Here is a 24,217-nt window from a genome sequence, read left to right as displayed (position 1 = left end):
GTACGCCGCGGTGGCCCGCAACGCCGGCCGGCACGGACGGCGAGGGACGATGGTTGCCGGCCGGCACTAGGTTGTCGGTGGTCAGCAGGAGGAGGCCGGAATGCGGGTACTGGTGGTCGAGGACGAGCGCAACCTCGCCGACGCGATCGCACGGGGGTTGCGCAAGCGGGGGATGGCTGTCGACGTGGCGTACGACGGCGACGCCGGCCACGAGGCGGCGTTCGTCACCCGGTACGACGTGGTGGTGCTCGACCGCGACCTGCCCGGTGTGCACGGCGACCAGATCTGCGCCGACCTGGCGGCCTCCGGCGCGTTGACCAGGGTGCTGATGCTCACCGCCAGCGGCACCGTGGCCGACCGGGTTGAGGGGTTGCAGCTCGGCGCGGACGACTACCTGCCCAAACCGTTCGCCTTCGACGAGCTGGTCGCCCGGGTGCAGGCGCTGGGCCGGCGGGCCACCCCGGCCGCGCCGCCGGTGCTCGAACTGGCCGACCTGGTGCTCGACCCGGCTCGCCGGGTGGCCACCCGCGCCGGGGTGCCGGTGGACCTCACCAACAAGGAGTTCGGGGTGCTCAGCGAACTGCTCAAGGCGCGTGGCGCTGTGGTCTCCAGTGAGGAGCTGCTGGAACGGGTCTGGGACGCGAACACCGACCCGTTCACGACCATCGTCCGGGTCACCGTGATGACGCTCCGCAAGAAGCTCGGTGACCCGCCGTTGATCGAGACGGTGGTCGGTGCGGGCTACCGCACCGCCGAGGTGGGCGCGTGAGCCGGCGGTTGCGACCCACTCTGCGGCTGCGGCTGACAGTGCTCAACGGGGTGCTGCTGATCGGGGCCGGGGCGATCCTGGTGTTGCTTGCCTGGCTGCTGGTCCGTGACGCGTTGCGACCCACCGACGAGTTGGTGCCCGGCACGACAGTGCTGCTCTCCGACGGCCGGCAGATGGACGCCGCCCAGTGGCAGCGGCAGTTGGTCGATGCCGCCTCCGGGGAGCTGCTGGCCAAGGGCCTGGTCGCGCTGTTGGCGATCAGCGTGGTCGGGGTGGCCGGCGCGTACGCGGTGGCCGGTCGGGCGCTGCGCCCGCTGCACCAGGTCACGGCGACCGCCCAGCGGCTCGGTGAGGCGACCCTGGACCAGCGGATCGGCTACTCGGGCGCCGACGACGAGGTGGCCGAGTTGGCCAAGACGTTCGACGCCATGCTGGACCGGATCGCGTCCGCGTTCGAAGCCCAGAAGCGTTTCGTGGCGAACGCCTCGCACGAGCTGCGTACCCCGCTCGCGGTGATGCGCACGGAGATCGACGTGACGCTCAGCGACGACGACGCGGACGCCGCCGAGTACCGACGGATGGCGACAGTGGTCCGCGACGCCTCCGAGCGGGCCAACGGCCTGGTGGACGCGCTGCTGGTGCTGGCCCGCAGCGAGGCGCAGGTCGGGCGGCAGTTGGGCCGGCGGACCGAGTGTGACCTCGCCGCGGGCACCGCGAACGCGCTGTCGGCGATGCGCCGCGAGGTGGAACGGATCGGCCTGCGGGTGCAGACGTCGCTGGAGTCCGCGCCGGTCGTCGGTGACCCGGGGTTGCTCGACCGGCTGGCCGGGAACCTGATCGAGAACGCGGTCCGCTACAACCACCTGCACGGCCGGCTCTGGGTGCGTACCGGCACCGACGGTGAGCGGTCCTGGCTGGTGGTGGGGAACACCGGTTTCGAGGTGGACCAGGCCGACGTGCCGGGGCTGTTCGAGCCGTTCCGCCGTGGTGGCCGGGAACGCACCGGCGCTCGTGGCTCCGGCCTGGGTCTGTCCATCGTCCGGGCGGTCTGCAACGCGCACGGCGGCACCGTACGGGTGGTCGCGCAGCCCGGCGGTGGCCTTGAGGTGACGGTCACCCTGCCGTCGGCGGATGCTCCGGCGGTGCCCGGTTCGGTGGTGCCCGCCGGCTGATGGGGGGTTGCGCGCCCCGTTCGGCCGATGGCAAGATCGCCGGGTCAGCGCGATGTGAAAGGGGGTGCGTCGATGTCCACCAATGTTGGCTCCGCGCCCCGGGTCCGCGTCGGCTGACGTCCCGGAGGCGGAGCGCCCCCGCACGGGTCGGGCGCTGATCGCCCACTCGAAGGGGAACCAGTTCCTGCGTGGTGCGCCGCGTACGCGGGACCGCGCCACGTCACCACCGTGGAGGACCACTGTGAGTTCGACGATCCACAACATCAGCATCGACTGTCACGACACGTACGCACTCGCCGGCTTCTGGGCACAGGTCTTCGACTGCCCCCGGCAGCCCGACGACTTTCCTGGCGACCCGGAGGCGATGCTCCTGCCGCCGGGTGGCCCGGAGGTGCTGTTCCTCGCGGTGCCCGAGGGCAAGACGGTGAAGAACCGGCTGCACCTGGACCTGCAGCCCGCTGACCGGACCCGGGCCGAGGAGGTCGAGCGACTGCTCGGCATCGGCGCGACGCTCGTCGCCGACCACGTCGGCCCGACCGGCGGTGGGTGGGTGGTGCTCGCCGACCCGGAGGGCAACGAGTTCTGCGTTCTCGGCAACGCCGCCGAGCGGGCGGCTGCGGCAGCGGCGCGGGCCGCGGCGGCGGCTGCCGAACCGGCCTGACCGTCGACGTACGGCACGGGGCCCCGGCCACCCGAGGGTGGCCGGGGCCCCGGTCTGGTACGGATCAGGACTGCTGCTCGACCTGGCCCCGGATCGTGGTGAACTCGGCCTTCGCCTGGTCGGCGGACTTGAAGTACATCACCACCATGCCCAGGCTGCCCCGGTCGGCCCAGACGCAGATGCCCAGCGGCACGGTCTCGGTCTTGCCGTCGCCGCAGCGCGCCTCGCCGCCGAGCGGGCCGGCGTCGACGGCCGTCATCGTGTCCACAGTCAGCTGCTTGGACAGACCGTCCACGTAGGAGTCGAGATCCTTCTTCGGGTCCGACAGCAGCGACGACACGCCCGTGATCATGACGAGGTCCTGCTTGGCCGGGTCGCCGTAGAAGGCGGCGACGGTGCTCGTCTCGTTCCCCGCCGCCGTCTTCATCCCGCTGACCGCCTGGTCGGCGGCCGTCTGGAGCTCCGGAGTGGTGAGCTTCGGCCGGCCGGCGAGGGTTGCCGGCGCGACCACCCGGGTCTTGCTGGCGTCCACGACGGCGCCCACGTCGTCCTTGACGACGAACCAGGTGATCGCTGCACCGCCGACGCAGAGCACCAGCACCACTGCCAGCACGATCAGCACGATCTTGCCGACCTTCGACTTCTTCGCCGGGGGCGGACCGCCGGCGAAGTTCGGGTCACCGTACGGCTGACCCGGCTGCGCGGACGGGTAACCAGGCTGTGCGGGCGGGAAGCCCGGCTGCGCGGGCGGGAAGCCACCGGGCTGCTGCGGCTGTCCCTGCTGCTGCGGCGGCGGCCAGCCGCCAGGCTGCTGGCCCGGCTGCTGCGACGGGTCGGGGGAATCATGCGGCGAGCCGTAGGGATTGGCCGGCGGCTGGGACATCAGTCAGCTCCAAGATGGGGGTGCAGAACGCGTGATCCTAACCCGGCGTGGCGCACACCGTTGTCCCTGCGAACATCGGCAACCGGCGATCGCCTGATCACAAACGGTCGCGGTGGCCGGCCCGTCCACCACTGACGGTCCGACCACCGCGACGGTGGTGCTGCGATGTCCTCAGGCCGGCAGGCTCGCCGCGCCGGGCGGCAGGAACCGCCGGCCGGTGACCCGCTCGGAGGTGCCGGTCCGGTCCAGGTACGGCGTGACTCCGCCCAGGTGGAACGGCCAGCCGGCGCCCAGGATCATGCACAGGTCGATGTCCTGCGCCTCGGCGACAACACCCTCGTCCAGCATCAGCCGGATCTCCTGCGCGAGCGCGTCGAGGGCGTTCTGGCGTACCTGCTCGGCGGTCAACGGCTGGTCACCCACCACGAGCAGCTTGGCGACCTCCTCGTTGACCTGGTCGTCGACCACGATCGGCCGACCGGAGTCGGCGATCCGCCTGAGGTTCTCGCTGACCCCGAACCGGTCCGGGTACGCGGCGTGCAGGGTGCCGCCCACGTGGTACGCGACGGCCGGCCCGACCAACTGGAGCAGGGCGAGCGGACGCATCGGCAGGCCCAGCGGGTCCAGTGCGCTGTTCGCCACGTCCAGCGGGGTGCCGGCGTCGACAGCGGCGAAGACGGTACCCAGGAAGCGGGTGAGCAGCCGGTTCACCACGAACGCCGGAGCGTCCTTGACCAGCACGCTCGACTTCTTGAGCTGCTTGCCCACGGCGAACGCGGTCGCCAGGGTGACGTCGTCGGTGCGCTCGCCCCGGACGATCTCCAGCAGCGGCAGCACCGCCACCGGGTTGAAGAAGTGGAAGCCGACCACCCGCTCCGGGTGCTCCAACTCGACGGCCATCTCGGTGATCGACAGCGAGCTGGTGTTGGTGGCGAGCACCGCCTCCGGAGAAACGATTTTCTCCAACTCGGCCCAGACCTGCTTCTTGACGCCCAGGTCCTCGAAGACCGCCTCGATGACGAAGTCCGCGTCGGCGAAGGCGCTCTTGTCGACAGTGCCGCTGACCAGGCCGTACAGCTTGGCGGCGGTGCCCTTGTCCATCCGGCCCTTGGTGACGGCCTTCTCGATCTGGGTGTGCACGTAGCCGACGCCCTTGTCCACCCGGGACTGGTCGAGGTCGGTCAGCACCACCGGCACCTGGAGGCGGCGGGCGAACAGCAGCGCCAGCTGGCTGGCCATCAGACCCGCGCCGACGATGCCGACCTTGGTGATGGTGCGGGCCAGGCCCTTGTCCGGTGCGCCGGCCGGGCGCTTGGCCCGCCGCTGCACCAGGTCGAACGCGTACAGGCCGCTGCGCAACTCCTCGGAGAAGACCAGGTCCGCGAGGGCCTCGTCCTCGGCGGCGGTGCCGGCGGCGAAGTCGCCGTCCTTCGCCGTCTCCAGCAGGTCGAGCGCCTTGTACGCGGCCGGGACCGCGCCGTGCAGCCGCTGGTTCAGCGTCTCCCGGGCGAAGTAGAGCACGCCCGCCCACATGTCCTTGTCGACAGCGGGCCGGGTCACCGTGACCTGACCCCGGACCACCCCGGCAGCCCACTCCAGGGACCGCTCCAGGAAGTCCGCCGGCTCCAACAGGATGTCCGCGATGCCCAGCTCGGCTGCCTGCTTCGGCTTGAGCATCTTGTTCTGCATCAGCGGGTTCTGAATGATCACCTGGGTCGCGGCGGGGATGCCGATCAGGTTCGGCAGCAGCTGGGTGCCGCCCCAGCCGGGCACCAGACCGAGGGAGACCTCGGGCAGCGCGAGGGCCGCCGCGCCGCCGGACAGCGTCCGGTAGTGGCAGTGCAGGGCCAGCTCCAGGCCACCGCCCATCGCCGCGCCGTTGACGAACGCGAACGTGGGGACGGTGCTGTCCTTCAACCGGGCGAAGACCCGGTGGCCGAGCCGGCCGATCTCCAGCGCCTGCGCGCGGTCGGCGAGCTGCGGCAGACCCACGATGTCCGCGCCCACACAGAAGATGTACGGCTTGCCGGTGACGGCGATGAACGCCGGGTCGGCGGCGAGCGCGGCCGTGATCGCCTCGTCCAGGCTGGCCAGACCACCCGGGCCGAAGGTGTTCGGCTTGGTGTGGTCGAAGCCGTTGTCCAGCGTGATCAGAGCGGCGGGCCGGTCCAGCCCCGGCACGTTCACCTGGCGCAGCAGCGCCCGGGTGACGACCTCGTTCGGTGCCTTCACAGTGCCACCTTCGGTTCGCGACTGCGGGGCTCGCAAGCCCGGCTCACTCCTTGCGCTCACTTGTCGCCCTCCCAGTGCGGGTTCTCCCAGATGACAGTGCCGCCCATGCCGATGCCGATGCACATCGCCGTGAGGCCGTAACGGACCTCGGGGTGCTCGGCGAACTGGCGGGCCAGCTGCGTCATCAGCCGCACGCCGGAGGAGGCCAGCGGGTGGCCGATGGCGATCGCGCCGCCCCACTGGTTGACCCGCGCGTCGTCGTCGGCGATGCCGAAGTGGTCGAGGAAGGCCAGCACCTGCACGGCGAACGCCTCGTTCAGCTCGAACAGGCCGATGTCGCCGATGCTGAGCCCGGCGAGGCGCAGCGCCTTCTCCGTCGACGGGATCGGACCGACGCCCATCACCTCCGGCTCGACTCCGACGAAGCCGAACGACACCAGCCGCATGGCGACCGGCAGGCCCAGCTCGCGGGCGGTGGCCTCGTCGGCCAGCAGACTCGCGGTGGCGCCGTCGTTCAGGCCGGCCGCGTTGCCCGCGGTGACCTTGCCGTGCGGGCGGAACGGGGTCTTCAGGGTGGCCAACTTCGCAAGCGTGGTGTCCCGCGGGGCCTCGTCCACTCCTGCCAGGCCCCAGCCGCCCTCCGCGTCGCGGATGGCCACTGGCACCAGGTCGTCCTGGAGCTTGCCGTTGGCGTACGCCTTGGCGGTCTTCTGCTGCGAGGCGAGCGCGAACGCGTCGGTGCGTGCCTTGGTGATGTGCGGGACCAGGTCGTGCAGGTTCTCCGCGGTGGAGCCCATCACCAGCGCGGACGGGTCGACCAGCTTCTCCGCGATGATGCGCGGGTTGGGGTCGACGCCCTCACCCATCGGGTGGCGGCCCATGTGCTCGACGCCACCGGCGATGGCGATGTCGTACGCGCCCATGGCGATGCCACTGGCCACTGTGGTGACAGCGGTCATCGCACCGGCGCACATCCGGTCGATGGCGAAGCCGGGAACGGTCTTGGGCAGCCCGGCCAGCAGGGCGGCGGTGCGGCCGATGGTGAGGCCCTGGTCGCCGATCTGGGTGGTGGCCGCGATGGCGACCTCCTCGACCCGCTCCGGGGGCAGCTGCGGGTTGCGACGCAGCAGTTCCCGGATGCAGCGGATCACCAGGTCGTCGGCGCGGGTGTTGGCGTACATGCCACCCGCCTTGCCGAACGGGGTACGGACGCCGTCGACGAAGACGACGTCGCGAACTTCACGGGGCACTTGGGCCTCCTATTCGACAGTGATTCGGCCTTCGCGCCGGGCGGCACGCCGGACCGGAACAAGGGTCGCCGACACGGGCACGTTTCCCTCGGATGCTACTCGCCAGTAACCAACCCCGTACCCACCCCCTGCTGTGGCCCACCCCACACCCGGGCCGCCCCCGGGGCGCTGCCCCCGGGCCCGCCGCTCCCGGTCGATCATGAAGTTGTTGCCCCGACACGCCGGTGCGGAGGGCAACAACTTCATGATCAACCGCAGGGGGCGCGGGGAGTGCGGGGAGTGCGGTGGGAGGTTAGGGGAGGGCGGGAGTGGGGGACAGGGCTTCGGTCAGGTCGGGGGTGAGGAGGCCGATCTGCCACTCGCGGGCGTTGAGGCCGCGCAGGGTCTCGGCTACCGACCCTTCGGTGATCTCCTCCGGCGGGGTCCAGGCCAGCCGACGGACCGAATCCGGAGTGATCAGGTTTTCCGGCGGAAGGTTGTGCTCGCCAGCGATGCGGATCACGACCTCTCGGCAGCGGGCCAGCCGACCGGCCGCCACCGGGTCCCGTTCGGCCCACCGGTGTGGCGGGGGCGGACCCTCCACGGCCGGCGAGACCGGCAGGGAATCCTCCGGCAGCTGCCGGGCGTCGTCGAGCGCGGCGAGCCAGGTGCGGGCCAGCCGACGGACCGACCGACCACCGAAGCCGGGCAGGGTCAGCAGGGTCTTCTCGTCCTTCGGGTCCAGCTCGGCCGCGGCGATGATCGCCGAGTCGGGCAACACCCGACCGGGAGCGGCGTCCCGCCGGGAGGCGATCTGGTCCCGGGCGTACCACATCGAGCGGACCCGGGCCTGGGCCCGCGCCCCCCGCAGCCGGTGGATGCCCGAGGTACGCCGCCACGGCTCCGCCCGGACCCGCGGTGGACGCGCCCCGGTGCGGACCAGGGCCGCGAACTCCTCCGCGGCCCAGGCCGACTTGCCCTGCCGGGTCAACTCGGCGTCCAGCGCGTCGCGCAGGTCGGTGAGCAGCTCCACGTCGAGGGCGGCGTACGTCAACCACGACTCGGGCAGCGGTCGGCTCGACCAGTCGGCCGCGGAGTGGTGCTTCTCCAGGGTGAACCCGAGCAGCTGCTCGGTGAGCGCGGCCAGCCCGACGCGTTCGAAGCCGGCCAGCCGAGCCGCCAGCTCGGTGTCGAACAGTCGGCGCGGGCGCAGCCCCACCTCGGCCAGGCAGGGCAGATCCTGGCTGGCCGCGTGGAGAACCCACTCGGCCTCGCCGATCACGGCGTCCAGCGCGCTGAGGTCGGGCAGGGGCAGCGGGTCGATCAGGGCCGTGCCCGCACCGGCCCGGCGCAGTTGCACCAGGTACGCGCGTTGGCTGTAGCGGTAGCCGGAAGCTCGCTCGGCGTCCAGGGCGACCGGGCCGGTGCCCGCCGCGAAGCGGGCCACGACCTCGGCAAGCTCGGCCGGGGCGGCCACCGGATCGGGGGTGCCGTCACGCGGGGCGGTCAGCGGAACTGGCCCACCGTCGGCCGGGTCGGCCCCCGCGCCCGCCGGCTGCGGCTGGGCCGACGGCGGGTGCTGGAGTGCGTTTCCCGGAAGTTCTTCGGTGGGCCGACGGCGCAGGGGTGGTTCGTCGGTCACCTGACAACCCTAGTGCGCGCGGAGATCCGGCGGGTGCAGCCGGTCCGGCGTGTGTCGATCAGGTGTCCGCAAAGTGTCCTCCCGGGGGCCGAACGTCAGGCTGCGCCGGCCGGGCGGCGGTCGGAGAGGGCGGTGACGCCGGGTGGGGGGAGGCCGGCGGTGGAGGCGAGCAACGCGCACCAGCCGAGCAGGTGTGGGGTCAGGTCGTCGTCGATCGGCGTCCAGGACGCGCGGATCTCGATGTCACCGATGGTCGGCGGCCCGGCGAGATCGCCGAACCGGGTCGACATGGTCTGCGTCACCGTTCCGCCGATCGCCCGGTGGCCGGCGTCCTGGGCGTCCAACGCGTCGGTCAGCCACGTCCAGCCGACCCCGGGCAGCAGCGGGTCGGCGGCCAGATCGACCTCCAACTCGGCGGTCACGTAGGTGACCAGCCGCAGGGTGCCCTGCCACGCCTCGTGCCCGACCGGGTTGTGCAGCAGGATCAGTCGGCCGGTCGCCACCTCGTCGTCGTCGCGCAGCACGGTGGCGGCGAGCGCGAACGCGTACGGGGCCAGCCGCTGGGGAGCGCCGACCTCCTCCAGGGTGATCTCCGGCCGGGGGGCGGCCGACCGCAGCCCGGCGACCGCTCGGGCGAACGTCTCCGGGAGCGCGATCGGGGGGGCCATGTCGGCAGCCTATGCCGACGCCCGTCGCCCGCTTCGACGGCGCGCCGACGCTCGTGAAGGGCGCCGGACGTAAGGAACGGTGCCCTTCCTCTCACCCCCACCCGGTTTCCGGTGGGGGGCGTGGCACGATTGCGGCGATGACCACGGACACCACGGGCACTGTCGCCCGAGACGGAGATTCCCGCCCCGGCGGACCGGCCGACTCGCCCTTCATCCGGGCCTGCCGACGTCGGCCCGTCCCGCACACCCCGGTCTGGTTCATGCGCCAGGCCGGCCGCTCCCTGCCGGAGTACCGGGAGATCCGGGCGAGCGTGCCGATGCTGGAGTCCTGCCGGCGCCCGGAGCTGGTCACCGAGATCACCCTCCAGCCGGTGCGCCGCCACGGCGTGGACGCGGCGATCCTGTTCAGCGACATCGTGGTGCCCGTCGCCGCGGCCGGGATCGACCTGGACATCGTGCCGGGCACCGGCCCGGTGGTCGCCGAGCCGATCCGCACCGCCGCCGACGTGGAACGGATCCGCCGGATCACCCGCGACGACGTCTCGTACGTGGACGAGGCCGTCCGGCAGTTGGTGGTCGAGCTGGGCGACACCCCGCTGATCGGCTTCGCCGGTGCGCCGTTCACGCTGGCCAGCTACCTGGTCGAGGGCGGTCCGTCGCGCACCCACGCGAAGACCAAGGCCCTGATGTACGGCGATGAGGAGCTGTGGCACGCGCTCTGCGCCCGGCTGGCCGAGGTGACGCTGGCCTTCCTGCGGGTGCAGATCGAGGCCGGCGTCTCCGCCGTGCAGCTGTTCGACTCGTGGGCCGGCGCGCTCTCCGAGGCCGACTACCGCCGTTTCGTGTTGCCGCACTCGACCGCCGTGCTGAGCGGGCTGGCCGGGGTGCCCCGGATCCACTTCGGGGTGGGCACCGCCGAGCTGCTCGGCGCGATGGGCGAGGCCGGGGCCGACGTGGTCGGCGTCGACTGGCGTACGCCCCTGGACGTGGCCACCGGCCGGATCGGCGCGGACAAGGCGGTGCAGGGCAACCTGGACCCGTCCGTGCTGCTCGCGCCGTGGCCGGTCGTGGAGGCCGAGGTACGCCGCATCCTGGAGCAGGGCCGGGCCGCCCCCGGGCACGTGTTCAACCTCGGCCACGGGGTGCTGCCGGAGACTGACCCGGAGGTGCTGACCCGGGTGGTCGCGCTGGTGCACGAGCTGTCCAGCCGCCGGGCCGACCAGGGCTGACCGGGAATGCGGCAGCCCTGGCGGGTGGCGGTGGTCGGCGGCGGGATCGCCGGGCTGGCCGCCGCGGTCCGCCTGCGCGACCGCGCACCGGCCGGCACCGAGATCACCGTGTACGAGCAGTCCGGCGCGCTGGGCGGAAAGCTGCGCACCGGGGAACTGGCCGGTCAGCCGGTGGAGTTCGGCGCGGAGTCGTTCCTGATGCGCGACCCGACCGGCGCCGAGAGCGCGGCGGTGGCCCTCGCCCGCCGGCTCGGGCTGGCCGAGAAGATCGTGCACCCCACCGTCGGGCAGGCCGCGCTGGTCATCAACGGGGGGCTGCGCCCCATCCCGGGCGGCACCCTGGTGGGCGTACCCGGGGATCTGGAGCGGGTGGCCACCGTCGCCCGCCCGGCCGCGGACGCCGACACCGACGGCGGTCGGCCGCTGGTCGGGCCGGACGCGGACGTCTCGGTGGGCGCGCTGGTCCGGTCCCGCTTCGGCGACGAGGTGGTCGAGCGGCTGGTCGACCCGATGCTGGGCGGCGTGTACGCGGGCCGCGCCGACGATCTCTCCCTGGTCACGACGATGCCGGCGCTGGCCCGCGCGGCCCGGGTGGAGCACACCCTGGTCGGCGCGGTCCGGGCCGCGCAGGCCGCCGCGCCGCGTGCGCCCGGCGCCCCGGTCTTCGGCACCCTCGCCGGTGGCCTGAGCACACTGGTCGAGGCGGCGGTGGCGGCCAGCGGCGCGACGGTACGGCGGGACGCCGCAGTGCGCGAGCTGACACCGACCGAAACCGGCTGGCGGCTCACCGTCGGCCCGACCCGCTGCCCGGACGACGGCTCCAGGTCGCGGCGCGGCGGCAGACGCGCCGAGCTGGAGTCGTCGATGGTGGACGTGGACGCCGTGGTGCTGGCGGTGCCGGCGCGACCGGCGGCACGGCTGCTCGCCGGCCCCGCGCCGGCGGTGGCGGCGGGCGTCGGCGCGCTGGACTACGCGAGCGTCGCCCTGGTCACCATGGCGTTGCCGCAGCCGCGACTGCCCGAGCTGTCCGGCTTCCTCGTGCCGAGCACCGAGGGCCTACTGATCAAGGCAGCGACCTTCTCCACCACCAAGTGGGGGCACCTGCGCCGGCCGGACGGGTTGGCAGTGGTGCGCGCCTCGGTGGGCCGGTACGGCGAGGAGGCGCACCTTCAGCGCCCCGACGCGGACCTGGCGGCCACCGTGCACCGGGAACTGTCGGCGGTGCTCGGCACCCCGCTGCCCGCCCCCGTCGACGGGCACGTGCAGCGGTGGGGCGGTGCGCTGCCGCAGTACGCGCCGGGCCACGCCGACCGGCTCGCCGCCGCGCGGACGGCGCTGCGTGGCGCGCATCCCACACTGGCCCTCGCGGGCGCCGGCTACGACGGTGTCGGCATCCCGGTCTGCGTCCGCTCCGGCGAGACGGCGGCCGAAGAGATCATCACAGCACTGGGAGGATCGGCGAGATGACCGAGCAGACCAACGCGGCCCGGTTGCGGGAGCTGAACGACAGCATCCGCTACACCATGTGGTCGGTGTTCCGGGCCAGCTCCCCGCTGCCCTCGCTGCGGGACAACGTCACCGGTGAGGTGGTGTCGCTCTTCGACGAGCTGGCCGGCAAGGACGTGGTGGTCCGGGGCGTGTACGACGTCTCCGGGCTGCGCGCCGACGCGGACGTGATGATCTGGTGGCACTCCGCGTCCCCCGACGCGCTCCAGGACGCGTACCTGCGGTTCCGCCGCACCACGCTGGGTCGGGCGCTGACCCCGGTGTGGTCGCAGATGGCGCTCCACCGGCCGGCGGAGTTCAACAAGAGCCACATCCCGGCGTTCCTTGCCGGCGAGGAGGCCCGCCCCTACATCTGCGTGTACCCGTTCGTCCGCTCCTACGAGTGGTACCTGCTGCCCGACGCCGAGCGGCGCGAGATGCTGGCCGAGCACGGCAAAATGGCCCGCGGCTACCCGGACGTGCGCGCCAACACTGTCGCCTCGTTCGCGCTCGGTGACTACGAGTGGATGCTCGCCTTCGAGGCCGACGAACTGCACCGGATCGTCGACCTGATGCGGGACCTGCGCGCCTCCGGCGCCCGCCGGCACGTCCGCGAAGAGGTCCCGTTCTACACCGGCCGCCGCCGTTCGGTAGCCGAGATCGTCAACTGCCTGGTCTGACAGGTCAACCGCCCCCGCCCGCCCCGCCCCGCCCCCGCCCCCGCCCCGCCCCGCCCCCGCGATCTTGCACTTTCTGCCCCGGCGAAAGGGGCATAAGCCGCTATCCGGCAACCGAAAGTGCAAGATCGCCGCACCGGCTGCCCGACCTCGTCGATCATGGAATTGTGGTGCCTGGTTCGCCCTTCCGTGGGTGCTTCGTCGACCACCACAACTCCTTGATCGACGAGGCGGCACGGGGGTGGAGGGGGCGGAGCATGATCTGTTCTCGGCGTACGCCGTCGGGCAGGAAGTCACCTGACTCGTCGGTCAAGCGGAAGCCGGCACGGTGGTAGAGGGACTTCGCCCGCGCGTTGTCCGGCATGACGGCGAGCCGTAGCTGCTCGCCGCCGCGCTCCCAGGCCCAGCGCGCCACCTCGTTCACCAGGCGGTCCCCGACACCCCTGCCGCGGGCGTCGGGGTGTACCCACATCGAGATCAGGTCCAGCGTCAGCGGGTCCGGCGTGGGTACGCCGCTCGCCATCCCGACCGGACGCCCGCCGAGGACGGCCACCAGGTTGAGTGAGTCGAGGATGCTCAGCCGGTCGCGCCAGCGCTGCTCGCGGTCGCCGTCGCCCTGCCAGTCGGCGAGCCGGGAGCCGAACGCTCCCGGTGCCTCGGCGAGGGCGGCCAACCGCAGCTCGCGCCAGGTGGGCCAGTCATCGGGGGTGAGCACCTTGATCTCGATCATGCGGGGATGGTGCCCGGACGGAGCGCCGGGCACCACCGCATTTCCCGCCGGCCGGCGCCGCACCCCCGCCCGGGTGCGGCGCCGGACGGGGATCAGCTGGTCGTCGTACAGGAGACCAGCGGAACCGGGTTGCTGCCGTTCCACGAGCCGAGGAAACCGAACGTGGTGCTCGCTCCGGCGGCAAGGGTGCCGTTGTGGTTCGCGTTACGTGCGGTGACCAGCGTGCCGTTGGCGCCGACCGTCGCGTTCCACGACGAGGTGACCTGCTGGCCGTTGCCGTAGTTCCAGCTCACCGACCAGCCCCGGGTCGGTGAACCGCCGGCGGTCACCTTCACCTCGGCCTGGAAGCCACCGGACCACTGACCGGTCACCTGGTACGTCGCCGTGCAGGCACCGGCCGGCGGCGGGGTGGTCGGCGGGGGCGTGGTCGGCGGGGGCGTGGTGGGCGGCGGGGTGGTCGATCCGCCGCCGAAGTCGACGTCGCTGCACAGGTAGTACGACTGGTCCAGGTGGCTGGCCTGCCAGACGGTGTAGACGATGTGCCGTCCGGTGCGTCCCGGCGCGCTGACCGGGATCTGGATCGAGACACCACCGGTGTCCGGGTCCCACCGGGAGGCCGGGGTGTTACCGATCTGGCCGGCCAACTCCAGGTTGCCCCAGCCGAGCGGTTGGGTGGCGGAGTTGAAGCCCTGCTTGGTCACGTACACCCGGATGTAGTCGGCGCCGTGGCTGGCCTGGTCGAAGAAGCGGAGCCGGAAGTTGTTCGACACCGCTGTGGTCTTCCAGGCGCCGACGGTGTCCAGCGCGTTGTAGCGGGGGCTCTGGGTGCGTCCGCCGCTGCACAGCTGGCCGTCGGGGACGGCGGCCTGGTGGTTGCCCCCGACTCCCTCGCGGAACAGGCCGTTCCAGTTCCACATGGCGGCCGGGTCGGCCTGCCAGGCCTGCCAGCACATCGGGTCTTCGGTGGCCATCCGAGGGTTCTGGAAGTCGCCGCCCCAGCGTTGCCAGCAGCTGTAGTTACGCGAGGCCGGGTCGACGACCGAACCATGCGCCGAAGCGGGCCTGGGCAGCATGGTGGTCAGTGCGGTCGTCAACAGGAGCGTGACGGTCGCCGCGATGGCGAACAACCAGAGCACGCGTCGTGATCGGGTGGGAGTGAACATGGAGCCCCCGGGGGGATGAGGTCGGACGTCGACACCCGGATCGCCGGGAGTTGCCCACTCCCGTGCCTGATCGCTGGCTCCCGCGATGGCTCTACCCGGCACCATGCCAGCTCGATCGTCAGCCGTCAATGGCATCGCGCCGCATCGGCGTGTGCGGAATGCCGTCCTCGACATATTCGGGGCCGCTGACGGCGAAGCCGTGCCGGGTGTAGAACGCGACCAGGTGCGACTGGGCGTCCAGCACGCAGGGCCGGTTGCCCACCACCTCCAGCGCCGCCGTCATCAGCCGGCCGGCGTGTCCGCCGCCGCGCGCCGCCGGGGCCACCACCACCCGACCGATCCGGGCGACGCCGTCCGGGTCGGCCAGGATCCGCAGGTACGCCAGGGGCGCGCCGCCGTCGGTGAGCCAGACGTGCCGGGTGCCCGGCTCGACGTCGCGCCCGTCCAGCTCCGGGTACGGGCAGTTCTGCTCCACCACGAACACGTCGATGCGCAGCTTGAGCAGGTCGTGGAGGGTGCGGGCGTTCAGGTCCGCGAAGGAGGCCGTCCGGAGTTCGGTGGTCTGCTGGGGCATCCACCGATGGTAGGTCGGGCGAGTTTTCACCGGGTTTCCGCCCGGTCGGGTGCGAGGTAGGTGGCGGCCACGGCGGTGAGCAGCAGGCCGCCGCCGACGATCACCGGCAGGGGGAGTGGTTCGTGCAGCAGCGCCACCGCCAGGGCCGCGGCGGTGAGCGGTTCGAGCAGGGTCAGCACGGCCGCGACGCTGCCCGGGGTGGTGCGCAGCCCGGCGTAGAACAACGCGTACGCGACCGCGGTGGTGACCACGCCGAGGTGCAGCAGCAGCGCCACGGTGTCGAGGCGTACCGGCACGCTGACCCCGGCGACCACTGCGAACGGCGCGAGGGTCAGCGCGCCGATCGTGGTGGAGAGGGTGGTCAGTGTCATCGGCGCGGTGCGCTGCGACACCTGGCGGCTGATCAGGGTGGTCACCGCGTACCCGAGGCCGGAGCCGGCCGCCGCGAGCAGGCCGAGCAGCGGGGCGGGCGCCGCCGCGCCGGGGTGTTCGGTGGCGGCGGTGATCAGGACGAGGCCGGCCACCGCCGCGACCAGCGTGCCGAGTCGCAGCGGGCCGGGGAGGCGGCGGGCCTGCGCCGACTCCCAGGCCGCGGCGAGCACCGGGGCCAGGCCCAGGCTGACGATGGTGGCCACGCTGACCCCGGCCCAGGCCACGGCGGCGAAGTAGAGCGCCTGGTAGAGGCCGAGGCCGACGCCGGTGAGCAGCAGCGGTACGGGCGCGGCGCGCACTGTGGCCACGAGCGTGCGGAGCCGGCCGGCGGTACACGCCAGCAGCACGAGCGCGGCGATGGCGAGGCGGTGGAAGCCGATGCTCACCGGGCTGAGTCCGGTGCTCTCGCGCAGGAGTTGCACCGCCACGCCGGTGGTGCCCCACAGCACGCCGGTGACGGTGATCTGGATCAGGCCGCTGCGGGCGGCGTGGCTGGCGGCCGGGGCGGCCGGCAGCGCGGTACGGGTCGTGGACACGGGAGCGCTCCGAAGGGTGAGCCGTTGACGAGGACGACGTCGACGGAGCGCGTACGACAGGGTGGCCGAGCGGGGTCAGGTCACCCGGTCGGCGAGAGGCGCAGCGCTCCGCTCAGGAGCGCGGCGGGGGCAGGACGCCCAGGAATGGCCGCATGGCGACGACCGTACCGCAGATTGCTGGCCCGTGGCCGGGCTGGCGCGGTCAGGCCGGGCGGGCGCCGACGGCGTCGCGGATCTCGGCGCCCACAGCGCCCTCGACGGCGCGGGCGCAGTGTGCGCAGCAGAAGAAGCGGCCGTTGACCTCGACGCCGTGCCCGACGATCTTGACCTGGCAGTGCTCGCAGATCGGTGCCATGCGGTGGATCGCGCACTCGAACGAGTCGAAGGTGTGCACGTCGCCGCTGACGGTGTGCACCTCGAACGCCATCCAGTAGTCGTTGCCGCAGACCTCGCAGGTTGCCACCGAAAACCTCCATTAAATGGACAAGTGCCTACAGAATCCCTCAGGTGGCCCCGACGTGGGGGCGAATGTCGACGCCTGGCCGCGGCTGCGGCGTGTCGGCGTCGGCGTGTTGCCCGTTGTGCCGGGTGAACCGCCGCAACCCCCGGAGGATCACCGTGATCAAGCGCAACAGGCTCTTCGGCAACCAGACCCGGGTCACCTTCTGTCTGCCTCGCGATGTCCCGCCCGGCCCGGTGAGCGTCGTCGGCTCCTTCAACGGCTGGCAGCCGGGTCGGCACGAGTTGGTGGCCCGCCGCGACGGCACCAGGACGGTGACGGTGAAGCTGCCGCCGGGGGAGTACCGGTTCCGTTACCTCGGCGCCGGCGGCGTCTGGTTGGACGACGAGTCGGCCGATCAGGTCGACGACCGGGGCAGCCTGCTCCGGCTCTGAGAAGAAAACTGTCGCCATCGATGGATTTATCGATGAGAGTCTTTACTGTTAACAATGTTTAAATTACCTTGAGGGCACCTCACCGCACCTGGAGAAGGAGCTGCCCGATGCGTCGAAGAATCACCGTCCCGCTGGTGGCGGCGGGCGCCGTCGCCGCCACCCTCACCGTCGCCGCCCCCGCGCAGGCGCACGGCTACGTCTCCGCCCCACCGAGCCGGCAGGCGCTCTGCGCGCAGGGCCGGGTGCCCGACTGCGGGCAGATCAAGTACGAGCCGCAGAGCGTCGAAGGGCCCAAGGGCCTCCGCAGCTGCAATGCCGGAATCGCCCAGTTCGCAGTCCTCAACGACGACAGTCGGGGCTGGCCGGCCACCTTGGTGGGCAGCTCGCTGACCTTCACCTGGGTGAACACCGCCCGGCACGCCACCAGCAACTGGGAGTACTGGATCGGCAACACCCGGGTCGGCGTCGTCAACGGCAACGGCCAGCAGCCGGGCGCCACGGTGTCGCACAACGTCAATCTCGGCGGCTTCTCCGGCCGGCAGAAGATCCTCGCGGTGTGGAACATCTCCGACACGGCGAACGCCTTCTACTCCTGCATCGACGTGCAGATCGGCGGCGGAGGGTCGAACCCGACGCCCACCCCCACCAGCTCACCCACCCCACGGCCCACCCCGACCACCACACCGACCACTCCGCCCGCGCCGGGCGGCAGTTGGACGACGGGCCGGGCGTACCAGGTCGGCGACCAGGTCACCTACGGCGGAGCGACGTACCGCTGCCGGCAGGCGCACACAGCGATCCCGGGCTGGGAGCCGCCGAACGTCCCGGCGCTCTGGCTCCAGGTCTGACCGCACGGGTGCGGCCCCTGGTCGCACCCGTGTCGCCGCTCTCGCGTGAACGGAGCACCGGCATGCCCCGCCGTACCCCGCTGGCGACCCTCGTCGCGGCTCTGCTGCTCACCGGAGCCTGCGCAGGAGCGCCCACGTCGAGCCCGCCGACTCTGCCGCAGCCGGCACCCGCGTCCCCGGCCGGCTCGGCGGCGGCCGGGGACGCGGGCGTCGGGTCCGCGGGCGTCGGGTCCGCGATCGAGGCGGACGCGATGAGCGGGATCGACGTGGTGTTCCTGAGCACCATGGTCGGGCACAGCGAACGCACCCTGCAGATCGTCCGGCTGGCCCGGGACCGGGTGCGCGACGACGCGCTGCGCACCCTGGCCGCCGCCGTCGAGGCGACCGAGGCCGACGAACTGGCCGCGATGCGCGGCTGGTTGCCCACGACCGGGCCGGGCGCCAGCGCGGCCGCACACCACCACGACGGGCACGGCGACGACGCCGCGCTCGACCGGCTGCGAACCACGCCGGACGCGGACGTCGACCGCGTGCTGCGCGAGGTGCTCACCGACCACCAGCGATCGGCCGCCGAGCTGGCCCGATCCCACGTCGGCGTCGGCCGCAACGAGCGGGTCCGCGACCTGGCCCGCCGGATCGAGCAGTCCCGGACCGCCGAGGTCGAGCTGCTCAGGGGTACGCCCTGAGCACGGTCACGTCCTGAGCGCTGTTACGCCCTGAGTGCCCGGGTCAGCGGGGTTCCAGCTTGATGGAGACCGAGTTGACGCAGTGCCGGGTGTCCTTCGGGGTGAAGCCCTCGCCGTGGAAGACGTGCCCGAGGTGACTGTCGCAGCGGGCGCAGCGGATCTCCGTACGGGCCATGCCGAGGGCGCGGTCCTCGATTTCCTTGACCCGGCCCGGGATGGCGTCGTCGAAGCTCGGCCAGCCGCAGTGCGAGTCGAACTTCGTGTCGCTGGAGAACAGCTCCAGCCCGCAGGCGCGACAGTGGTAGACCCCTTGGGCCTTCGTATCCACGTACTCACCCGTCCACGGGCGTTCGGTGCCGGCCTCCCGCAGGACGTGGAACTCCTCGGGGGTCAGTCGGACCCGCCACTCTTCGTCGGTACGGGGCAGCTCATTGTCGTCAAGACTCACCCGTCAACGGTACGTCGAACGTCGGGGGCTTGGCATAAGGTCGCGGGATGGGTGGCACCAAGGCTGCGGCCGCCGAGGTCGAGGTAGCCGGGCACACCGTCCGGCTGAGCAGTCCGGATCGGGTGATCTTCCCGCAGCGGGGGTTCACCAAGGCGGACGTGTTCCACTACTACCTCGCGGTCGGCGACGGGATCATGCGTGCCCTGCGGGACCGGCCGACCACCCTGCAACGCTTCCCCGAGGGCGTCGAGGGCGAGGCGTTCTTTCAGAAGCGGGTGCCCACCCGGGGGGTGCCGCCCTGGGTGACGACCGCGCAGATCACCTTCCCGAGCGGTCGGAACGCGGCGGAGCTCTGCCCAGCCGATCTGGCGCACGTGGCCTGGGCGGCGCAGATGGGCACCATCGTCTTCCACCCGTGGCCCGTGCGGGCCGCCGACGTCGACCGTCCCGACGAGCTGCGCATCGACCTGGACCCGCAGCCCGGCACCGACTTCGCCGACGCGGCACGGGCCGCCGGTGAGGTCCGCACGCTCCTCGACGAGCTGGGCGTGGCCGGGTGGCCGAAGACCTCCGGCGGCCGGGGCGTGCACGTCTACCTGCGCATCCAACCCCGCTGGACGTTCACCGAGGTGCGCCGGGCCACCATCGCGCTGGCCCGGGAGGTGGAGCGCCGCAACCCCGACCTGGTCACCACCGCCTGGTGGAAGGAGGAGCGCGGCACCCGGGTCTTCGTCGACTTCAACCAGATGGCGCGCGACCGCACGATCGCCTGCGCGTACTCGCTGCGAGCCAACGCGCGGGCCACCGTCTCGACCCCGGTCAGCTGGGACGAGCTACCCGACGTCGACCCGGACGACTTCGACCTGCGCACCGTGCCGGCCCGGCTCGCCGAGCGAGATGATCCGCACGCCGGCATCGACGACGCACCGTGGGACATCACCCCGCTGCTGGAGTGGGCCGAGCGGGACGCCGCCGCCGGCCAGGGCGACCTGCCGTACCCGCCGGACCACCCGAAGATGCCCGGCGAACCCAAACGGGTGCAGCCCAGCCGCGCCAAGCGAACCCCGGACGACGACAGCGCCTGACCTCCTGCTGTCACGGGCTCGGCTGAACCGTCCACGCCAGAAACCTGTCGAACAGCGCCCGTGGGTCGGGTGCTGGGTCGGGGTTGAGCGTGAGCAGGTCGGCTGTCGCGTCGAACAGTTGGCTGGCCATGTAGATCGACAGCGCCACCCGGTCGGTGCCGTACTCCACCCGTAGCAGCATCCTCGCGGTCGCGCAGGGCCAGGTCGCCGCGCATACGCGGCAGAGCCACAGCGGCCGGCGCGGCAGGTGCTGGTGCACCGGGTGCAAGCTGCTCAGGGGAGCGCGATCAGGGATGTGTTCGCTAGACGCCGACATGCCCTTTACGGTGACCGATGAGTTGCCCCGGGTCAAGGAGCCGGGTCAAGTGTCTAGCGTCCGCCCTATGGAGCTGGTGGGCGCTGCGGAGATTCGCGCGATGCTCGGTGGCATCAGTAAGCAGCGCGTTTACGTGATCACCAGTCACCGGAACTTCCCCGATCCGGTGGCCGATCTAGTGCAAGGAAAGGTCTGGCGGAAGTCGGACGTGGCGGCGTGGATTCGGGAGCACCGCCCGGAGCTGTCCGACGGCTGAATATCTCTGAGCGTGTGGTTCTAGGCGGTAGCGCGGGCCGAAGGTTGTCGTACACCCGTTCTAGAATTTGCCTGTGATCGATGAGTTGGCGCGGGCGGAGAGTGCGGTGGCGACCTCCGCCGACGCCCCGGCCTGGGCCCTCTCCGAGCACGACCTGATCGCGGTGCTCGACACCACGCACCGACTTCAGCAGCGGCTGGCGTCGGTGCAGTTGGCGGTGGTCCGTGAGCTGGACGGTCGAGGCACCGCGCTCGCGCAGGGCGCCTCCTCGACGACGGTGTGGTTGCGCCACCGCCTGCGACTCGACGTTTCCGCCGCTCGTCGGCTGGTCGGCCTCGCCGCCTCGCTCGACGTGGCTCCGCCCGCCGTGCGCGAAGCCCTGGCGAGCGGAGCGGTCAGCGTGGAGCAGGCCCGGGTCATCGCCGACACGACCGCCACCGTGTCGGCTTCGGCCGGGGCCGAGGTGGCCGACAAGGCCGTCGGTGTGCTGGTCGAGTGGGCGGCGCAGTTCGACCCCACCCTGCTGCGCAAACTCGGCACCCGCATCCTCGACCACGTTGCTCCCGACCTCGCCGACGCCGCCGCGGCGGCGGCCCTGGCCGCCGAGGCCGCCCGGGCCGCCCGCGATCGGCACGTCACCATCTCCGAGCAGACCGGCGGGCGGTTACGGCTCAGCGGCACGCTCGACGAGGAGGCCGCCGCGCTGCTGCGCGCCGCCATCGACCCGCTGAGCGCACCCGCCGGGCCCGACGACACCCGCTGCGCCGGGCAACGTCGCCACGACGCCCTCGCGGACGTGTGCCGGCTGGCGCTGCGTTCTGGTGAACTGCCCGAGAACGGCGGCGACCCGGCTCAGCTCGTCGTCACCACCAACTACGACGGGCTGACCCGCCAGTTTGGGCGCCGGAAGCCTCGACGTCGGACTGCGGCTCACCCCCGACACTGTGCGTCGGCTCGCCTGCGATGCCGCCGTCCTGCCCGCCGTGCTCGGCGGCGCGGGCCAGGTTCTTGACGTGGGCCGGCAACGCCGCCTGATCACCGGTCCGCTGCGACGAGCCCTGGTGCTTCGCGACGGCGGCTGCACCTTCCCCGGCTGCGACCGGCCGCCGCGCTGGTGCGCCGCCCACCACATCCGGCACTGGGCCGACGGGGGCCCGACCAGCCTCGACAACGCCGTGCTGCTCTGCGGCCACCACCACCGGCACGTCCACCAGACCGACTGGGTCGTCCGGCTTGGCGACGACGGGCACCCGGAGTTCCTGCCGCCGGCCTGGCTCGACCCCGACCAGCTCCCGCGCCGCAACCATTACCACCGACGAACGTAGGCCGAACGGCATCGACCAGGAGGGAGCGGCTGGGGTGTGGGGCGGGCCCTCGGCGGTCTGCCGCTCGATGACGATCTGCCACCGGCCAATGTGGATCTTGTCGTACTAGTCTGTGCCGCATGGCCTTACCACCGGACGAGTTCTACGACCGCGCGGTCGCTGCCGCGGATGACGAGCGCCGCCTTCCCCTGGCGCGGATGACCGGGTGGGAGATCAGCCCGTTCGAGTCGGACGGACTTCGAGTGTCGCCGCTGCGGCCTCCGGTGCTGCCGGAGCCGGCGCGGCACGGCGAAGACCCGGCGGACTGCGACACCTGCCGCAATCGGGACGAAGGGATCTGGTTCAACGAGCGTTGGCGGTTGATCCGAATCCCGGGCGTGGGCGTCCCGCTGGCGCTCATGCTGTTGCCGCTCGATCACCACGACATGGCGGATCTCCCTGACGAACTGGCTGCCGAACTTGGGCTGTTGAGCACCCGGATCGTTCGGCACATGCAGGCGCTGCCGCACGTCTCGCGAGCGCACGTCCACCGCTTCGGAGATGGTGGCGCTCACCTGCACGTCTGGTTCTTCGCTCGGCCCGAGGGGCAGGCTCAGCTGTTCGGGTCGTGGCTGATCGCCTGGGACGACCTGCTGCCGGAGTACCCATCGGACGTGGCGGACGCCGACGCCGCGGCCGTCGTGGACGCGTTGGTCGAGTCCCACGGCGGTCACCGGCTGTCGGACCCGGCGGATAGCTTGCGTGCATGACGAGCGCCGAGCTGGCTGAGTTGGTCGTCGCGGATGCCGACGCGTTACGCGCCTGGTTGGCGGCCAACCACGCCACGTCGCCGGGCGTGTGGCTCGCCCTGACCAAGAAGGGTGGCACTGTCACGACGCTGACCTGGCAGCAGGCGGTCGACGAGGGCCTGTGCGCCGGCTGGATCGACGGGCAGGCCCGCAAGCGGGATGAGGAGTCGTCCTGGATCCGGTTCACCCCGCGTCGGCCCCGCAGTTCCTGGTCCCAGCGCAACGTCGGGCACGTGGCCCGGCTGGAGGAGCAGGGGCGGATGTTGCCGGCGGGCCGCGCCGCGGTGGACGCCGCGAAGGCCGACGGGCGATGGGCGGCCGCCTACGCCCCGCCGTCGGAGGCGGAGGTGCCGGCCGACCTGCTCGCCGCCATCGCCGCCGAGCCCGCCGCCCAGGCCATGCTCGACGTGCTCACCAAGGCCAACCGGTTCGCTCTCATCCATCGCCTCAACGCCGTCAAGCGGGCGGAGACCCGCGAGCGCAAGATCGGCGAATTCGTCGCCATGCTGGCCCGTCACGAGACGTTCTATCCCCAGAAGGCGAGGCCGACGTCGTTGTGAGCCCGAACCGACACCCCGGCAACCGATTGACTTTCGATAGGTAACGAGCGAAACTCGATGCATGGTTACGGAGCATCGAGCGGTTGCCGCTCTCAGAGTTTTCCTCGTGGTGTTGTTCGGGGTCCTGGTCGTGTTCCAGACCCTCTCGCTGCCCGGGCAGTTCGCGTACATGGCCCAGGAGTCTCCGGAGGACGCCTACCTCCGCTGGCCGGCCACGATCATCGCGGTGTTCTGGGTGCTGTGCGTCCAGGTCGTCATCGTCGCGACCTGGAAGCTGCTCAGCCTGGTCAAGAGCGACCGCATCTTCACCGAAGCGTCTCTGAAGTGGGTGGACGCGATCGTGTGGGCCATCGCCGCCGCATGGGTGGTGCTCGTGGGTGTCTTCCTCTACGTGGGGTTCAACGCGGACGACCCGGGGCTGCCACTGCTGCTGTTCCTGCTGACGGTGGGCGTCAGCGTGCTGGGGCTCCTCATGGTGGTGATGAGGGCGCTGTTGCGGCAGGCCACCACCCTGCGGACCGACATGGCAGCGGTGATCTGATGCCCATCGTCGTCCGCATCGACGTGGAGTTGGCCAAGCGCAAGATGAGCGTCGGTGAGTTCGCCGAGCGCGTCGGGCTCACCCCCGCCAACGTGGCGGTGCTGAAGAACGGCCGCGCCAAGGCGGTCCGCTTCAGCACCCTCGAAGCGATGTGCCGAGTGCTCGACTGCCAACCCGGAGACCTGCTCGAGTGGGTCGAGGAGGAAACCCCATGAAGTTTGTCCTGATCGTCGGCATCATCCTCGCGGTAGGGCTCGGCATCACCGTCGTCGTGCTCGGCGGGGCCGACGACTCCCCGGGCTTGCAGCTCATCGGCGTCGTGCTGGTGCTCTGCGCGGTGGTGTTCGGCATCCGCAACCTTCGAGGCCGCAACTAGCCGTCCCGCCCC

At 72.0% G+C, this 24,217-nt stretch carries 28 protein-coding genes and 1 pseudogene; 17 read left to right on the top strand and 12 right to left on the bottom strand.

Annotation, left to right across the window (positions count from 1 at the left end; translation table 11 throughout):
• Nucleotides 1-100: 100 nt before the first annotated feature.
• From ABZS40_RS04280 to ABZS40_RS04270, 3 genes are all read left to right on the top strand, one after another.
• Nucleotides 101-769 (top strand): response regulator transcription factor, encoded by a 669-nt coding sequence (locus tag ABZS40_RS04280; protein ID WP_088951539.1) that lies wholly within the window; start codon nucleotides 101-103, stop codon nucleotides 767-769.
• Nucleotides 766-1,941: a HAMP domain-containing sensor histidine kinase gene (locus ABZS40_RS04275; RefSeq protein ID WP_354941760.1), complete on the top strand. Its 1,176-nt coding sequence runs from the start codon at nucleotides 766-768 to the stop codon at nucleotides 1,939-1,941. The genes ABZS40_RS04280 and ABZS40_RS04275 overlap by 4 nt, the downstream gene beginning before the upstream one ends.
• A 241-nt stretch (nucleotides 1,942-2,182) precedes the next feature.
• Nucleotides 2,183-2,602: a VOC family protein gene (locus ABZS40_RS04270; RefSeq protein ID WP_354941758.1), complete on the top strand. Its 420-nt coding sequence runs from the start codon at nucleotides 2,183-2,185 to the stop codon at nucleotides 2,600-2,602.
• 64 nt (nucleotides 2,603-2,666) lie between these two features.
• Here ABZS40_RS04270 and ABZS40_RS04265 read toward each other — a convergent pair whose 3' ends face one another.
• From ABZS40_RS04265 to ABZS40_RS04245, 5 genes are all read right to left on the bottom strand, one after another.
• Nucleotides 2,667-3,485 (bottom strand): hypothetical protein, encoded by an 819-nt coding sequence (locus ABZS40_RS04265; protein WP_354941756.1) that lies wholly within the window; start codon nucleotides 3,483-3,485, stop codon nucleotides 2,667-2,669.
• A 171-nt stretch (nucleotides 3,486-3,656) separates the two neighbouring features.
• Nucleotides 3,657-5,753: a 3-hydroxyacyl-CoA dehydrogenase NAD-binding domain-containing protein gene (locus ABZS40_RS04260; RefSeq protein WP_354941754.1), complete on the bottom strand. Its 2,097-nt coding sequence runs from the start codon at nucleotides 5,751-5,753 to the stop codon at nucleotides 3,657-3,659.
• 20 nt (nucleotides 5,754-5,773) lie between these two features.
• Complete coding sequence (locus ABZS40_RS04255; protein ID WP_354941752.1) at nucleotides 5,774-6,967, bottom strand: acetyl-CoA C-acyltransferase; 1,194 nt, start codon at nucleotides 6,965-6,967, stop codon at nucleotides 5,774-5,776.
• Nucleotides 6,968-7,259: 292 nt separating this feature from the next.
• Nucleotides 7,260-8,588: a ribonuclease D gene (locus tag ABZS40_RS04250; protein WP_354941750.1), complete on the bottom strand. Its 1,329-nt coding sequence runs from the start codon at nucleotides 8,586-8,588 to the stop codon at nucleotides 7,260-7,262.
• A gap of 95 nt (nucleotides 8,589-8,683) precedes the next feature.
• Nucleotides 8,684-9,256, bottom strand: coding sequence for a DUF3000 domain-containing protein (locus tag ABZS40_RS04245; protein WP_091400652.1), 573 nt, complete (start codon nucleotides 9,254-9,256; stop codon nucleotides 8,684-8,686).
• 137 nt (nucleotides 9,257-9,393) lie between these two features.
• Here ABZS40_RS04245 and hemE point away from each other — a divergent pair, with 137 nt between their 5' ends.
• Genes hemE through hemQ form a run of 3 tightly spaced genes read left to right on the top strand, consistent with a single transcriptional unit; the run spans nucleotide 9,394 to nucleotide 12,650 of the window.
• Nucleotides 9,394-10,485 carry a uroporphyrinogen decarboxylase gene (gene hemE / locus ABZS40_RS04240; RefSeq protein WP_354941747.1) on the top strand — a complete coding sequence of 364 codons (1,092 nt, stop codon included), beginning with the start codon at nucleotides 9,394-9,396 and terminating at the stop codon, nucleotides 10,483-10,485.
• A gap of 6 nt (nucleotides 10,486-10,491) precedes the next feature.
• Entirely contained in the window at nucleotides 10,492-11,952 is a 1,461-nt protein-coding gene (gene hemG / locus ABZS40_RS04235) for a protoporphyrinogen oxidase (protein WP_354941745.1), read from the top strand.
• Nucleotides 11,949-12,650, top strand: a complete 702-nt coding sequence (gene hemQ, locus ABZS40_RS04230) for a hydrogen peroxide-dependent heme synthase (protein ID WP_196921722.1) — start codon at nucleotides 11,949-11,951, stop codon at nucleotides 12,648-12,650. Before hemG ends, hemQ begins: the two co-directional genes overlap by 4 nt.
• Nucleotides 12,651-12,804: 154 nt before the next feature.
• On the opposite strand, the gene ABZS40_RS04225 is transcribed toward hemQ, so the two are convergent.
• The 5 genes from ABZS40_RS04225 to ABZS40_RS04205 all read right to left on the bottom strand — a co-directional run bounded on the left by ABZS40_RS04225 (nucleotide 12,805) and on the right by ABZS40_RS04205 (nucleotide 16,545).
• Nucleotides 12,805-13,377, bottom strand: a complete 573-nt coding sequence (locus ABZS40_RS04225) for a GNAT family N-acetyltransferase (protein ID WP_354941743.1) — start codon at nucleotides 13,375-13,377, stop codon at nucleotides 12,805-12,807.
• A 92-nt stretch (nucleotides 13,378-13,469) separates the two neighbouring features.
• Entirely contained in the window at nucleotides 13,470-14,450 is a 981-nt protein-coding gene (locus ABZS40_RS04220; RefSeq protein WP_354942080.1) for a lytic polysaccharide monooxygenase, read from the bottom strand.
• A 208-nt stretch (nucleotides 14,451-14,658) separates the two neighbouring features.
• Nucleotides 14,659-15,114, bottom strand: a complete 456-nt coding sequence (locus ABZS40_RS04215; protein ID WP_091400664.1) for a GNAT family N-acetyltransferase — start codon at nucleotides 15,112-15,114, stop codon at nucleotides 14,659-14,661.
• A 26-nt stretch (nucleotides 15,115-15,140) separates the two neighbouring features.
• Nucleotides 15,141-16,082 (bottom strand): DMT family transporter, encoded by a 942-nt coding sequence (locus ABZS40_RS04210; RefSeq protein WP_354941741.1) that lies wholly within the window; start codon nucleotides 16,080-16,082, stop codon nucleotides 15,141-15,143.
• A gap of 202 nt (nucleotides 16,083-16,284) precedes the next feature.
• The gene (locus ABZS40_RS04205) at nucleotides 16,285-16,545 is read right to left on the bottom strand and encodes a Prokaryotic metallothionein (protein WP_124815255.1); all 261 of its coding nucleotides are present in this window, start codon (nucleotides 16,543-16,545) and stop codon (nucleotides 16,285-16,287) included.
• A 155-nt stretch (nucleotides 16,546-16,700) separates the two neighbouring features.
• On the opposite strand from ABZS40_RS04205, the gene ABZS40_RS04200 reads away from it, so the two are divergent.
• The 3 genes from ABZS40_RS04200 to ABZS40_RS04190 all read left to right on the top strand — a co-directional run bounded on the left by ABZS40_RS04200 (nucleotide 16,701) and on the right by ABZS40_RS04190 (nucleotide 18,510).
• Nucleotides 16,701-16,976 carry an isoamylase early set domain-containing protein gene (locus tag ABZS40_RS04200; RefSeq protein WP_210787453.1) on the top strand — a complete coding sequence of 92 codons (276 nt, stop codon included), beginning with the start codon at nucleotides 16,701-16,703 and terminating at the stop codon, nucleotides 16,974-16,976.
• 107 nt (nucleotides 16,977-17,083) lie between these two features.
• Nucleotides 17,084-17,824, top strand: a complete 741-nt coding sequence (locus tag ABZS40_RS04195) for a lytic polysaccharide monooxygenase (RefSeq protein WP_354941739.1) — start codon at nucleotides 17,084-17,086, stop codon at nucleotides 17,822-17,824.
• A gap of 62 nt (nucleotides 17,825-17,886) precedes the next feature.
• Complete coding sequence (locus ABZS40_RS04190; RefSeq protein ID WP_354941737.1) at nucleotides 17,887-18,510, top strand: DUF305 domain-containing protein; 624 nt, start codon at nucleotides 17,887-17,889, stop codon at nucleotides 18,508-18,510.
• Nucleotides 18,511-18,553: 43 nt separating this feature from the next.
• On the opposite strand, the gene msrB is transcribed toward ABZS40_RS04190, so the two are convergent.
• On the bottom strand, nucleotides 18,554-18,958 hold the full coding sequence (msrB, locus tag ABZS40_RS04185) for a peptide-methionine (R)-S-oxide reductase MsrB (RefSeq protein WP_354941735.1): 405 nt from the start codon (nucleotides 18,956-18,958) through the stop codon (nucleotides 18,554-18,556).
• A gap of 47 nt (nucleotides 18,959-19,005) precedes the next feature.
• Between msrB and ligD the strand changes: the two genes are divergently transcribed.
• Nucleotides 19,006-20,043 carry a non-homologous end-joining DNA ligase gene (gene ligD, locus ABZS40_RS04180; protein ID WP_354941733.1) on the top strand — a complete coding sequence of 346 codons (1,038 nt, stop codon included), beginning with the start codon at nucleotides 19,006-19,008 and terminating at the stop codon, nucleotides 20,041-20,043.
• A 10-nt stretch (nucleotides 20,044-20,053) separates the two neighbouring features.
• Here the strand turns inward: ligD and ABZS40_RS04175 are convergent, their stop codons facing one another.
• Nucleotides 20,054-20,302, bottom strand: coding sequence for a hypothetical protein (locus ABZS40_RS04175; RefSeq protein ID WP_354941731.1), 249 nt, complete (start codon nucleotides 20,300-20,302; stop codon nucleotides 20,054-20,056).
• 124 nt (nucleotides 20,303-20,426) lie between these two features.
• On the opposite strand from ABZS40_RS04175, the gene ABZS40_RS04170 reads away from it, so the two are divergent.
• From ABZS40_RS04170 to ABZS40_RS04140, 7 genes and pseudogenes are all read left to right on the top strand, one after another.
• The gene (locus ABZS40_RS04170) at nucleotides 20,427-20,615 is read left to right on the top strand and encodes a hypothetical protein (protein ID WP_354941729.1); all 189 of its coding nucleotides are present in this window, start codon (nucleotides 20,427-20,429) and stop codon (nucleotides 20,613-20,615) included.
• Nucleotides 20,616-20,688: 73 nt separating this feature from the next.
• Nucleotides 20,689-21,940, top strand: a pseudogene (locus tag ABZS40_RS04165) (DUF222 domain-containing protein).
• A 119-nt stretch (nucleotides 21,941-22,059) separates the two neighbouring features.
• Nucleotides 22,060-22,689, top strand: a complete 630-nt coding sequence (locus ABZS40_RS04160; RefSeq protein WP_354941727.1) for a hypothetical protein — start codon at nucleotides 22,060-22,062, stop codon at nucleotides 22,687-22,689.
• The gene (locus ABZS40_RS04155) at nucleotides 22,686-23,288 is read left to right on the top strand and encodes a YdeI/OmpD-associated family protein (protein WP_354941725.1); all 603 of its coding nucleotides are present in this window, start codon (nucleotides 22,686-22,688) and stop codon (nucleotides 23,286-23,288) included. Before ABZS40_RS04160 ends, ABZS40_RS04155 begins: the two co-directional genes overlap by 4 nt.
• 106 nt (nucleotides 23,289-23,394) lie before the next feature.
• Entirely contained in the window at nucleotides 23,395-23,829 is a 435-nt protein-coding gene (locus tag ABZS40_RS04150; protein ID WP_354941723.1) for a DUF2975 domain-containing protein, read from the top strand.
• The gene (locus ABZS40_RS04145; protein ID WP_030336216.1) at nucleotides 23,829-24,044 is read left to right on the top strand and encodes a helix-turn-helix transcriptional regulator; all 216 of its coding nucleotides are present in this window, start codon (nucleotides 23,829-23,831) and stop codon (nucleotides 24,042-24,044) included. The genes ABZS40_RS04150 and ABZS40_RS04145 overlap by 1 nt, the downstream gene beginning before the upstream one ends.
• Nucleotides 24,041-24,205 (top strand): hypothetical protein, encoded by a 165-nt coding sequence (locus ABZS40_RS04140; RefSeq protein ID WP_354941721.1) that lies wholly within the window; start codon nucleotides 24,041-24,043, stop codon nucleotides 24,203-24,205. The genes ABZS40_RS04145 and ABZS40_RS04140 overlap by 4 nt, the downstream gene beginning before the upstream one ends.
• Nucleotides 24,206-24,217 lie beyond the last annotated feature (12 nt).

The organism is Micromonospora sp. NPDC005324, from assembly GCF_040607155.1.
GTDB classification, from domain to species: domain Bacteria; phylum Actinomycetota; class Actinomycetes; order Mycobacteriales; family Micromonosporaceae; genus Micromonospora; species Micromonospora trifolii.
Note: the sequence above shows the minus strand (reverse complement) of the source record. Positions and strands in the feature narration are given on the sequence as shown.